The sequence below is a fragment of the Asanoa sp. NPDC050611 genome (assembly GCF_040654855.1).
Taxonomy (GTDB): Bacteria; Actinomycetota; Actinomycetes; order Mycobacteriales; family Micromonosporaceae; genus Asanoa.
On record NZ_JBFAIU010000248.1, the window covers coordinates 1 to 11,453 of the forward strand.

11 protein-coding genes are annotated in these 11,453 nt (G+C 73.3%); 7 read left to right on the forward strand and 4 right to left on the reverse strand.

Annotation, left to right across the window (positions count from 1 at the left end; translation table 11 throughout):
- The first annotated feature begins 268 nt into the window (after positions 1-268).
- Both AB0H87_RS29605 and AB0H87_RS29610 read left to right on the forward strand, forming a co-directional pair.
- Entirely contained in the window at positions 269-868 is a 600-nt protein-coding gene (locus tag AB0H87_RS29605; protein ID WP_360152748.1) for a hypothetical protein, read from the forward strand.
- Between the two features lie 5 nt (positions 869-873).
- Positions 874-1,620 (forward strand): class F sortase, encoded by a 747-nt coding sequence (locus AB0H87_RS29610; protein ID WP_360152751.1) that lies wholly within the window; start codon positions 874-876, stop codon positions 1,618-1,620.
- Between the two features lies 1 nt (position 1,621).
- Here the strand turns inward: AB0H87_RS29610 and AB0H87_RS29615 are convergent, their stop codons facing one another.
- Entirely contained in the window at positions 1,622-2,155 is a 534-nt protein-coding gene (locus AB0H87_RS29615) for an HNH endonuclease (RefSeq protein ID WP_203705709.1), read from the reverse strand.
- A 267-nt stretch (positions 2,156-2,422) separates the two neighbouring features.
- Between AB0H87_RS29615 and AB0H87_RS29620 the strand changes: the two genes are divergently transcribed.
- Positions 2,423-3,427 carry a mechanosensitive ion channel family protein gene (locus tag AB0H87_RS29620; protein ID WP_360152755.1) on the forward strand — a complete coding sequence of 335 codons (1,005 nt, stop codon included), beginning with the start codon at positions 2,423-2,425 and terminating at the stop codon, positions 3,425-3,427.
- A 214-nt stretch (positions 3,428-3,641) separates the two neighbouring features.
- Entirely contained in the window at positions 3,642-4,988 is a 1,347-nt protein-coding gene (locus AB0H87_RS29625) for an MFS transporter (RefSeq protein WP_360152758.1), read from the forward strand.
- Here AB0H87_RS29625 and AB0H87_RS29630 read toward each other — a convergent pair.
- On the reverse strand, positions 4,985-5,941 hold the full coding sequence (locus AB0H87_RS29630; RefSeq protein ID WP_360152761.1) for an NAD-dependent epimerase/dehydratase family protein: 957 nt from the start codon (positions 5,939-5,941) through the stop codon (positions 4,985-4,987). The genes AB0H87_RS29625 and AB0H87_RS29630 overlap by 4 nt on opposite strands.
- A 78-nt stretch (positions 5,942-6,019) precedes the next feature.
- On the opposite strand from AB0H87_RS29630, the gene AB0H87_RS29635 reads away from it, so the two are divergent.
- Together AB0H87_RS29635 and AB0H87_RS29640 are read left to right on the forward strand one after the other, a co-directional pair.
- The gene (locus tag AB0H87_RS29635; RefSeq protein WP_360152764.1) at positions 6,020-6,610 is read left to right on the forward strand and encodes a TetR family transcriptional regulator; all 591 of its coding nucleotides are present in this window, start codon (positions 6,020-6,022) and stop codon (positions 6,608-6,610) included.
- An 18-nt stretch (positions 6,611-6,628) separates the two neighbouring features.
- On the forward strand, positions 6,629-7,810 hold the full coding sequence (locus tag AB0H87_RS29640) for an MFS transporter (RefSeq protein ID WP_360152767.1): 1,182 nt from the start codon (positions 6,629-6,631) through the stop codon (positions 7,808-7,810).
- Here the strand turns inward: AB0H87_RS29640 and AB0H87_RS29645 are convergent.
- Together AB0H87_RS29645 and AB0H87_RS29650 are read right to left on the reverse strand one after the other, a co-directional pair.
- Positions 7,742-9,511 (reverse strand): hypothetical protein, encoded by a 1,770-nt coding sequence (locus AB0H87_RS29645; RefSeq protein ID WP_360152770.1) that lies wholly within the window; start codon positions 9,509-9,511, stop codon positions 7,742-7,744. The two genes, AB0H87_RS29640 and AB0H87_RS29645, sit on opposite strands and share 69 nt — an antisense overlap.
- A 52-nt stretch (positions 9,512-9,563) precedes the next feature.
- Positions 9,564-10,094, reverse strand: a complete 531-nt coding sequence (locus AB0H87_RS29650; RefSeq protein WP_360152773.1) for a hypothetical protein — start codon at positions 10,092-10,094, stop codon at positions 9,564-9,566.
- Between the two features lie 79 nt (positions 10,095-10,173).
- On the opposite strand from AB0H87_RS29650, the gene AB0H87_RS29655 reads away from it, so the two are divergent.
- A partial coding sequence (locus AB0H87_RS29655) for a GNAT family N-acetyltransferase (RefSeq protein ID WP_360152776.1) occupies positions 10,174-11,453 on the forward strand: 1,280 nt, incomplete at its 3' end.

The window sequence follows — 11,453 nt, forward strand, 5'->3', positions numbered from 1 at the left end:
CCGGCAACCAGGCGCTGTCGTTGGGCCTCGTCGCTGCCGGCGTGCGCTCGGGCCTGCCGGTCTTCCTCGGCGCCTACCCGATCACCCCGGCGTCCCCCTCTACACCCGGTTCGAAGAGGTGTACGAGGGCTTCCGGCGGCTCCACACGATCATGGAAGCGGAATCGTGGCGCCGGTTTTCCGCGAATCGTTCTCGGGTTACCTGACCGGTTTCAGGCTTTTGATGCGATAGGCGGGGTTATCGTCTCCCCAGGCGGAGGGGGGCTTTCGTGTCTGTCGTTTCGTTTGCCGCGCTTAACCGGATCGCGCTCGCTGGGGCCGCCGTGGCGGCCGGGACCGTGCTCATGGCCGCCGCGCCGGCCCTCGCGGAGCCGGCGCCCGGCGCCCAGCCCGGCGGTGGCGCACCGGCGGGCGGGCCGCCCGGCGGCGGCGACCAGGCCGGACAGGGCGAGCCCGCCGGGGCCGAGGGCACCTGGATCGAGGTCAGCCCGAGCACCGTCCAGGCCGGCGAGCAGGTCGAGATCAAGGCCAGCTGCAAGGAGCGCGTCGACGAGGCGAAGGCGCACTCGAAGGCCTTCGGCGAGATCCTCCTGGTGCCGCGGTACGGCTTCCTGACCGGCGACGCGACCGTCCCGCGGGACACCCGCGCCGGCGACTACGACGTCACGCTCACCTGCGTCAAGAGCGGCAAGGCGAAGACCACGCTGCGGGTGATCGAGAACTCCCGGCCGTCCCACGGCCCGCACACCGGCGGTGGCGGTCTGGCCGGCACCGGCGGGGACGGGACGCTGGCGCTGGCCGGCGGGCTGGCCGCGGTCGTGGCGGGCGCGGGCCTCGCGGTCGCGCTGCGCCGCCGACGGCTGGCCTGACGGCGATGTCGGGCGAGCACGAGCAGGTCCCGGTCGTCCGGGACCTGCTGCGCCTGCCCGGTGCGAGCGCGCCACCGCCGCCTCCGGTCACGGGGGTCCGGCTGACGGCGCCGGCCACGCCGCGGAAGCGCTCGCCGCTGGGCGTACCCGGCGTCGTGGTGCTGGTCCTGCTCGGTGTCTTCCTCGCCGGCCTCGGGCTCGGGCAGGCGACCGGCGGCTTCTCCGTCTCGCTGCCGAACTGGTTCGGCTCGCGCGACAAGCCGCCGCCCCGCGAGTTTCCGGTGCTGGAGCCGAGCCGGCCGACCCGGATCACGATCGCCTCGATCGGCGTCGACGCACCCGTGCACGACGTCGGGCTGGCCCGCGACGGCACGATCGAGGTGCCGCCGGTCGACGAGCCCAACGAGACCGGCTGGTACGAGGACGGCCCCACACCGGGCGAGTTCGGGCCGGCCGTGCTGGTCGGGCACGTCGACACGAAGACCGGCCCGGCGGTGTTCGCGAAGCTCTCGACGCTGGATCCCGGCGACCGGGTCGAGGTCAGCCGGCGGGACGGCTCCGTGGCCGTGTTCGAGGTGAACTCGGTGGAGCGCTACGACAAGTCGGAGGTGCCCGCGGACCGGGTGCACGGCGACTTCAGCCGGCCGGGGCTGCGGCTGATCACGTGTGGCGGGCGGTGGGTCGGCGGCGCGACGGGCTACGCCGACAACATCGTGGTGTTCGCGTCGCTGGTCTCAGCGCACGAGGTCTAGCTCAGGCCGCCTCGGCGGCGGGCAGGTCGAGCCAGCTCGCCCAGCGCGGGTCAGGGGCGCGGTGACCGAGCACCCGCCACGCGACTCCTTTGGGGGCGGCCGGCTTGGTGTGCAGCCGCCAGCCGAGCTCGGCCGGGGTCTTGTCGCCTTTGCTGTGGTTGCAACGGGCGCACGCGGCCACCACGTTCTCCCAGGCGTGCCGACCGCCGCGACTGCGCGGGAAGACGTGGTCGATGGTCTCGGCGGGCCCTTTGCAGTAGGCGCACCGCCACCCGTCACGGGCGAATATCGCGCGTCGGGAAAGCCCCACGGTGGCCCGGTAGGGAACGCGGACGTAGCGGGTGAGCCGGACGACGGACGGCACCGGTAACTCGTGGCGGACGCTGTGCAGGAACCCGTCACCATCGGCGACGCAAACGGCCTTGGCGGATAGGACGAGGATCGCGGCTCTTCGCACTGACACGACGCACAGGGGCTCGTAGGTGGCGTTCAGGACCAAAACCCCGGAGCCCACGGTCGGTCGTATGTCAGGCATCCCGCTCACCCTCTCGGTCGTTCTCTCGCCCGCTCCACAGGTCTGCGTGTGTGAGGCCGTGGTGCGGCAACGCGCCACGACCGGCGCCGGCGGAGTGCCTTCGCCCGTGCAGCAATCGTCCCTGATGGGGGACCCGATTGCACGTACTAATCCGGGGTCGGGAAGTGAAGCTTTGGTTTCGTGTGGTGAGATGGTCGGTTCCGTCCGGTTGCGTCCCGGCTCGGCCCGCCGGATCGGCGCCATGGCCCATGCGGTACGAACACACGTGTGACTGTCTTCGCCGCCCCGGCCCCGCCCTCTCCGACGCCGAGTTGCGCCGCCGATGGGGCCTTTTGCCGCTGGATGTACGACCTGACCGGTTCGACCTGGGCGGCCGAGGGCAGCTACTACTTCCTCCTCAAACCGGCGCGGATCGTCGCCATCCTGCTGCTCGCCGTCCTGGCCCGGTATCTCCTGCACAAGCTGATCAGCCGGCTGGTCCGGACCACCTCGGAGGGCTCGGTCCCGGCGATCCTCAAGCCGCTGCGGAACCGGGTGCCCACCGCGGCCCCGGAACCGTCGACCGTGGTGCCCGAACGGCGCCGCCAGCGCGCCGAGGCGATCGGCTCGGTGCTGCGGAGCCTGGTCACCGCGTTCGTCTTCTCGATCGCCCTGCTGATGGTGCTCGAGGAGCTCAGCTTCAACCTGGGCCCGCTGCTGGCCAGCGCCGGCATCCTGGGCCTGGCCATCGGCTTCGGCGCCCAGAGCCTGGTCAAGGATCTGCTCGGCGGCCTGTTCATGCTGCTGGAGGACCAGTACGGCGTCGGCGACACCGTCGACCTGGGCGAGGCGACCGGCGTGGTCGAGTCGGTCGGGCTGCGGATCACCACGGTCCGGGACGCCCGGGGCGTGCTCTGGTACATCCGCAACGGCGAGATCATCCGGGTCGGCAACAAGAGCCAGGGCTGGGCGATGCTCATGATCGATATGCCGATCGGGTTCGCCGACGCGGAACAGGCGGCCGAGGTGCTCCGCGAGGCGGCGGCCACCGTGTACGCCGACCCGGAGCTGACCGAGCACTTCGTCGAGGCGCCGGAGGTGCTCGGCGTCGAGACGGTGACCGTCGAGGGCACGGTGATCCGGACGATCGCCAAGACCACAGCGGACGGTCAGTACGTGGTCGGGCGGGAGCTGCGCCGCCGGCTGACCGAGGCCCTGGCCGGCGCGGGGATCACCGCCCAGCTCGCGGCCCGGGTCTTCCCGCGACCGGCCACACCGGAGGATGGTTCCTGACGCCCGGCGCGTATCGAAGGTCGTGCGGGTCGGGGTCGCGCCCCGCTCGAACGGTCGGGTATCGTCCGATCGTTCAGTCGGACAAGCGACGCCCTGCCCGTTCGCCCTAGCCAGTTGTCAGACGATCGGGCAGAATCCGTCCCAAGCTCACTTCACCCCCGACGTTCGACAACGTTGCTCGGTCGTTCCGCCACAAGTGGGCTGGCCGAGGGCGATGGAGGCTTACCCAGTGTCCGACGAGACACGACCGTCAGACCGGCCGGCGACCTTCCGCGAGGTTTTCGGCCAGCGCGAATACCGGGCGGTCTACGCGGCGAGTGCCCTCTCCTGGCTGGGTGACTACATCTCCAAGGCCGCGGTCACGGTCATCGTCTACCAGGAGTCGGAGTCGGTGGCCCTGTCGGCCGCCGCCTTCGCGATCAGCTACCTGCCCTGGCTCGTCGGCGGCCCGCTGCTGGCCACGTTGGCCGAACGCCACCCGTACCGCAGCGTCATGGTCTTCTGCGACCTCGCGCGGATGGTGCTCATCGCGCTGATCGTGATCCCCGGTCTGCCGGTGCCGGTCATGCTGGTGATCCTGTTCGTCGCCACGCTGGCCAACCCACCCAGCCAGGCGGCCCGGTCGGCGCTGATGCCGCTGATCCTCCCGGGCGACAAGCTGGTCGTCGGGCTCTCGCTCAACAACAGCACCGGCCAGGCGGCCCAGGTCGTCGGCTACGCCGTCGGCGCCGGCATCGCGGCGTTCAACCCGCGCGCCGCGATCGTCCTCGACGTGTGCACGTTCCTCGCCTCGGCGCTGCTGATCTGGTTCGGCACCCGGCACCGCCCGCCGGCGATGACCGAGGACCACCGCTCCAACCTGCTCCGCGAGACCGCCGAGGGCTTCCGGCTCGTCTTCGGGCAGCGGGTGCTGCGCGGCATCGCGCTGCTGGTCTTCTCGGCGATGCTGTTCTCGATCGTCCCGGAGGGCCTGGCCGCCGCCTGGGCGCAGGAGAAGGCCGACGGCACCGCGGCCGGTGGCTACCAGGCCCTGATCATGGCGGCCAACCCGGTCGGCTTCATCATCGGCGGCCTGGCCATGGCGCGGCTGGTGCCGCCCGAGGCCCGGCGGATACTGGTCCGCCCGTTCGCGGTGATCTCGCCGCTGGTGCTGGTGCCGGCGCTGTTCAACCCGTCGCCGGTCGTCGTGGCGCTGCTGGCCGCGGTCTCGGGCTTCGCGGTGGCCGGCCTGATGCCGGTGGCCAACGGCCTGTTCGTGCAGGCCCTGCCGCACGGCTACCGGGCACGCGCGTTCGGCGTGATGGCCACGGGCGTGCAGATCATGCAGGGCGGCGCGGTCCTGGTCACCGGCGTGCTCGCCGAGCACTTCGAGATCCCGCTCGTCGTTGGCGTCTGGAGCATCGGCGGTGTGCTGCTGATGCTCGTCATGGCCAGCAGTTGGCCGACCACGCACCAGTTCGACGTGGCGATCGCCGAGGCGGCCAAGTCCCGTCCCGACGCCGAGGGGCGCCCGCCCGCGCCGCGCGGTCCCGCGCACCGCCCGGCGCACGCCCAGCCCTAACCCGGAAGGCTCCGTGCACAGTCGAGGATCGTCTCCGCGACCGGCCGTGGGGTGAAACCGAGAACGCGCTGGGCTTTCGCGGAGGTGAAGGTCAGGTCCCGGCCGAGCAGCGGCGTCAGGGTGCGCAGCGGCGGGACCACCCGGGCCAGGGCGCGCACCAGGCCGTCGGGCACCGGCCGGGTCGGCACCTTGCGGGCGGCGCCGCCCAGGTGTGTGCGCAGCGTCGCGGCGATCTCGGCCAGCCAGCGGAACTCGCCCGCGCCGATGAACCGCTCGCCGGCGGCCGCCGGGTCGGTCATCGCGCGGATGTGCAGGTCGGCCAGGTCGCGGACGTCCACGATGGTGAAGCCGAAGCGGGGGAGCAGCGGCGGACGGCCGGTGAGCAGGCGGGCGATCACCTCGACGGACCCCGCGTTGGCGGGGGAGCGGACCGGGCCGAACACCGCCGCCGGCAGCACGGTGGTGAGCTCCAGGCCGTTGGCCGCCGCGTAGTCCCAGGCCGCGCGCTCCGCGAGGAGCTTCGAACGCCGGTACGGCGTCAGGTTCGGGTCGGCCGGGTCCGTCCAGACGGTCTCGTCGGCGACGCCGCGCGAGTCCGCCGGCGTGGTCGCGGCGGTCGAGGACGTCATGACGACTCTGCGGACGCCGGACCGTGTCGCGGCGCGAAGCACCCGCAGGGCGCCGTCGCGGGCGGGGCTGATCAGCGCGCCCGCGTCTGCGCGCCCGTCGAGCCCCAGCGGGGACGCGACGTGCAGGACGTACGCGCAGTCGGCGACCGCGGCGTCCCACCCGTCGTCGCTGGTCAGGTCGGCCCGGACGGTCTCCACGGGCGGCTGCGCGGGCGACCGACCGTCGCGGACCGTCGTGCGCACGGCATAGCCGCGATCCAGCAGCCCGGCGATGCACCAGCCGGCGACGAAGCCCGTCCCACCGGTGACCAGCACGCGTTCCATCCGTGATCAACTCCTCTTGTCTACAGTCGTAGACTAACGCCGGGCCGGCGGACTTGTCTACGCCTGTAGACTTCGTCCATGACGCAGACCCGGCGCCGGGACGCCGCCGCGACCAGGGCCGCGATCCTGGCCTCAGCCCGGCGCGGTTTCGCGCGGTCCGGCTACGACGGCGTGGGCGTCCGTGAGATCGCCGAAGGTGCCGGCGTCACGGCGATGATGGTCAACCGCTACTTCGGCTCGAAGGAGCGGCTCCTCGGCGAGGTGATCGCCCAGATCATGGCCGAGCCGACGATCCTGACGCGGGAGAACCTCGCCGCGCCGGACTTCCCCGCCCGGATCGCCGCGCTGCTCGTCGACATCACCGCTGCCGGCTCGACCCCGCTGGACGGCTTCCTGATCATGTTGCGCTCGTCGAGCGACGAGGCGGCCGCGGTCGCCCGCGCACAGATCGAGGCGCACTACCACCGCCGGCTCACGGAGTCGCTCGACGGCGACCTGGCACCGCAACGCGCGGCCATCGTGCTCGCGGTCGTGTCCGGCTTCCAGGTCATGCGCCAGGTCATCGGCCTGTCCGCGCTCTCCGACGCGGATCCGGAGGACCTGCGCGCCCTCCTGGAACCACTGTTTCGTCAGCTCGTAACCAAGAGCACACCAGCCCAAGATCGCTAGCTGGCTAGGCTGGCCGTCGTGCGTAATGTCGCGATAACGGCCTTCGTCTTCTGGACCGTGATGGTCGGCACGACGGTGCCCACGCCGCTCTACCCGCTCTACGAGCAGTCGTTCGGCATCGTCCCTGTCGAGGTCACGGTCCTGTTCGCGGTGTACGCGCTCGGCGTCGTCATCGGCCTGCTCACCCTGGGCCGGCTCTCCGACCAGATCGGCCGCAAGCCGGTGCTGGCCATCGCGCTGCTGCTGGCGGCCGCCGCCGCGAGCCTGTTCCTGGTCTCCGACAACCTCGGCATGCTGCTGGCCGCCCGGGTGATCTCCGGGTTCTCCGCGGCCCTGGCCACCGGGGCCGGCACGGCCGCGATCGGCGAGCAACTGCCCGCCGACCGCAAGTGGCTCGGCCCGGTCCTCGCCCTCGTGGCCAACATGGGCGGCCTGGCCTCCGGGACGATGCTCTCGGGCATCCTGGCCGAGTGGGCGGGGCACCCGCTGCGGCTGAGCTGGGTGGTCCACCTGGCGCTGATCGCGGTCAGCCTGGCCGGCCTGGCCACCGTCGCCGAGACCGTCCGGCGGACCAGGGCGACGTTCCGCTTCCAGCGCCTGAGCATTCCGCACGAGATCCGCGGCGACTTCCTCCGCGCCGCGGCCGCGGCCGGCGCCGGCTTCGCGGTGCTCGGCGTGCTCACCTCGGTCACGGGCATCCTGCTCGGCACGGAGCTCGACAAGCACGACCCGGCGCTGACGGGCTTCGTGGTCTTCCTGGGCTTCGTCTTCACGGGCATCGGCCAGCTGATCGACCGCCGGCTGCCGCCCCACGTCTCGCTGCCGGCGTCCTGCGTCGCCCTGATCATCGGCGCGGCCCTGATCGCCGCGGCGGTGCTCGGCCCCTCGCTGCCGGCCCTGCTGGCGTCCGCGGTCGTGATCGGCCTGGCGACCGGCAGCGCGGTCAGCGCGGGCCTGCGGGCGATCGCGACGGGCGTGCCGGCGGAGCGCCGCGGCGCCGCCTTCTCGGCCTTCTTCGCGATCCTCTACACGGTGCTGGCCCTGCCGGCGATCGGTGTCGGCATCGTCATCGAGTACGCGAACCTGCACTGGGCGGGCGGCATCTTCAGCCTCGTGGTCGGGCTGCTCGCGCTAACGGTCCTGGTCAGCCTGAGCCGCACCCGCGGCCGCCAGGTGTCCGAACTCGGCGTACGGCGGTAGGCCGGGCCAGCTGGTCACCGCCTGGTCCACGAAGTACTGCTGGCCCGGGTCCCAGGTGTGCCCCCGCTCCCGGCGGTGGTAGACGTAGCCGAACGGGTGGGTCCGGTAGATCAGGCCGCCGTCGGCCCTGACCCGCGTGATGACGCCCAGGTCGACCGAGCGGGGCACCGGGCGCCAGCCGCCCGCGTTCTCCAGGTCGCCCCGGCCGATCAGGATCGTGCCGCCGGCCACGGACTCGGCGTAGGACTCCGGGTGGCCGAACCGGCGCCGGATCGTCTCGCCGCGCTCCTCCAGGTGGACGAACTCGGCTCCCTTGCCGACCATCGTCGCGCCCGAGTAGTGCCGGGCCAGCACCAGGTCCCAGACGTGTTCCGGCCCGTACGTGTCGTCGTCGTCCACCTTCGTCACCAGGCTGCCGTGCGAGCGGGCCGTGACGACGCCGAGGCCCGTGCCGAAGTCGACGCCGGCCGGCACCTCGACCACCTGGACCGGCCGGGCGCAGCGGGCCACCCAGGCGGACAGCGCGGGCGGCGGCGGGCAGCCGTGCACGCCGACCACGATCTCCAGCTCCGGGTACGACTGTTTCTCCAGCGCGTCGAGCACCGGCAGGAGGATGTCGGGTCGGCGGGTCATCAGGAGCGCGCTGACCGTCGGCAGCGCGCGCAGCTGAGGGAACGCGGCGAGCCGGGGCAGGACCAGTTCCGCCGCGTGGCCGCGCAGGGCCGCCCGGCGCTGCCGGATGCTCTGCGCTTCCAGGGCGACCGGGTCGGCGGTCGTCGGCTCGTCCAGCAGCGCTGCCAGCTCCGGGGCCAGCAGCTTCGTCACCGCGGGCGGCAGGTCCGGCGCCCGCAGGACGGCGCCCGTCGCGGCGATCTGGACCAGCAGGGCCGCCGCCGCGGTCGGGTCGCCCGACCAGCCCGCGAGGCCCGTCGCGTCCACCGTGGCCTGGCGCCGCACGATCTCGATCGTCAGGTGGTCGAGGCCGATGCCGTCGAGCGGGCCGGAGCGGACCGTCGGCCCGGACCGGGGCTCGCCGAGCACCAGCGTCAGCGCACCCGCGGCGGTGCGGTCGGGCCGGCCGCACGGGTTGATCCGGATCGCGTCCAGCAGCACGACGCCGCCGGCCTGGGACCGGTCGCTGACCAGCACGGCTCCGGCGAGCGCCGGATCGGCCGCCGGGTCACCGGTGAGCAGCACGTCCGTCGGGCGGATCTCGTCCGGCGGCGGCAGCGGGCCGACCCGCGCCGCCGGCGGCAGGAACGCCGGCAGGACGCCACCGGTCGCGGCGACGTCGGGACTGGCCGGCATCGGCAACCGCCGCACCGGCACCAGCGCGTTGAGGGCGCTGCGGACGACGTCGCGCAGTGGCAGCGGCTCGTGGAGCGCGAACGTCACCGACGCCAGCCCGCGCCGGCGCAGCGGGAGCGAGACCTTGTGCCGGCGCAGCCGGGGCAGTGGGTCGACGGCGCCGGACCAGCCGGGGCGGAGGGCCTGCCAGTGGACGTGGATCCGGACACCGCGGACCGGTGCGGCGGACGACGGCCGGGCGAGCAGCTCGCGGAGCTGTCCCGGTGTGCTCGCGACGATCACCACCCGTTGCCGGGGCAGCCTGATCACGCGTACGCCCAGCCAGCGCTTGAACCGGGCGATCCGGCCGGCCGGCGCGGGGCAGTCGAGCAGCGACCAGGAAGACGACGGCACGGGGGCTAGGGTACGGGCTTTGCCCGTCATGCCGGAATTGCCCTGCCGGGGCCTAGAACAACTTCGCGAACCAGCTCCAGGCGTCGACCACCCAGTCGATCGAGCGCAGGTACGCGAACCCGACGCCGGCCAGGAACACGGCCGTGATCAGGTGTGCGCCGCGGGCCGACCGGCGCACCCGGCCGAGCTGCTTCTCCAGCACGACCCGGCCGACCACCCGGGCGAGCGCGTAGAGGCCGAGCGCGACGAGCCCGGTGAGCACGAACAGGGCCACCGGTGTGCCGAGGTTGCCACCGTCGGAGATCGCCCACAGGCCCCAGCAGACGAACGCGAAGAGCGCGCCGATCAGCATCGTCCCGGCGCCGCGGCGGAACAGCCGCAGCTCCTCGGCGAAGACGGGACGCGGTATCGCGCCCGTGTCGTCCGGCCAGCCCGTGCCGGTCGGGATGTGCGGCTGCGCCGGCTGTGCCGGCTGGCCGGGCCGGGCCTGGCCCACCTGCGCCCGCCCCCGCCGGAACGGGTTCTCCTCACCCGGCGGCATCTCGACGGTCCGCTCGGCCCACGGCTCCCGCTGGTCGCTCATCGCAATTCGCCTCCTGACGCCAGGGTAGCGACCCGGCAAACCGGTCGACCGATCGACGACAATCCGGTACGCAGAACGCATGACTTCCCCCGATCTGGCCCTACGAACGGCGACCGCCGACGACTTCGACGAGATCGCGGCGCTGCTCGGCGTGGTCTTCCTGCACACGCAGGACCCCGACGCGCTCGCGGTCGAGCGGCCGCTGCACGACCCCGCCCGCGGCCTGGTGGCGGTCGACGGCGACACGATCGTCGGCAACGCGGGGTCGTTCGACCGGGAGATGGCGGTGCCGGGCGGCGTCGTGCTGTGCGCGCACGTCACGGGCGTCGGCGTGGCTCCCACCCACCGCCGGCAGGGCATCCTGCGCCGGCTGATGGAGCGCCAGCTCCGCGACGTCGCCGCCGCGGGGCGCGAGCCGATCGCCGCGCTCTGGGCCAGCGAGACCGCGATCTACCCCCGGTTCGGCTACGGCTTCGCAGGTGCCCGGGTCCACATCGACGCCGATCTGACGGGCACCGGGCTGCCCGCGGCGGCACCGGGGCGGCTGCGGGCCGGCTCGCCGGCGACGCTGCGGCCCGAGCTGGTCAAGCTCTACGACGAGGTCCGCGCGCACCGGCCGGGATGGTCGAGCCGCGACGACAACTGGTGGACCTACCTGCTGACCGACCTGCCGTCCCAGCGCGACGGCGCCACGGCGCGGATGGCGGTCGTGCACGAGGGCGCCGGCGGCACCGTCGACGGCTACGCGACCTGGCGGACCCGCGGCGACTGGGGCAACGGCGGCCCCAACGGCCAGGTGCGGGTCACCGAGGTCGTCGCGGCGGACCCCGAGGCCTACCGCGCGCTCTGGCGGTTCCTCTTCTCGCTCGACCTGACCCGGCGCCTGACGTACGGCCACGCCACGCCCGACGAGCCGCTGCTGCACCTCGTGCCCGAGCCGCGCCGGCTCAACGCGGCGCTGGTCGACGGGCTCTGGGTGCGGGTCGTCGACGTGCCGGCGGCGCTGCGCGCCCGGGCGTACCGCACGCCGCTCGACCTGGTCGTCGAGCTGACCGACGCGATCCTGCCCGACAACGCTGGCCGCTGGCGGCTGACCACCGACGGCACGCGCACCACGTGTGAGCGCACCACGGACCCGGCCGACCTCGCGTGCGACGTTCTCGAGCTGGGTGCGATCTACCTCGGCGGCACGTCGCCGGCGGCGCTGGGCCGTGCGGGCCGGGTGCGCGAGCAGCGCCCGGGCGCCCTCGCCGCGGCCGACACCGCGTTCGGTTGGCACCAGGCACCGGGCGGCATGACCGCGATCCGCGAGGCCCAGGACCGGTTCGGCCCCGAGGTCATCGAGTCCTACATCATCTC

Bases quoted from the DNA above. Each gene is read 5' to 3' on its own strand.
- AB0H87_RS29650 (WP_360152773.1), bottom strand. From the start codon at position 10,094: ATGAGCGACCAGCGGGAGCCGTGGGCCGAGCGGACCGTCGAGATGCCG.
- AB0H87_RS29630 (WP_360152761.1), bottom strand. From the start codon at position 5,941: ATGGAACGCGTGCTGGTCACCGGTGGGACGGGCTTCGTCGCCGGCTGG.
- AB0H87_RS29635 (WP_360152764.1), top strand. From the start codon at position 6,020: ATGACGCAGACCCGGCGCCGGGACGCCGCCGCGACCAGGGCCGCGATC.
- AB0H87_RS29625 (WP_360152758.1), top strand. From the start codon at position 3,642: ATGGAGGCTTACCCAGTGTCCGACGAGACACGACCGTCAGACCGGCCG.
- AB0H87_RS29615 (WP_203705709.1), bottom strand. From the start codon at position 2,155: ATGCCTGACATACGACCGACCGTGGGCTCCGGGGTTTTGGTCCTGAAC.
- AB0H87_RS29610 (WP_360152751.1), top strand. From the start codon at position 874: ATGTCGGGCGAGCACGAGCAGGTCCCGGTCGTCCGGGACCTGCTGCGC.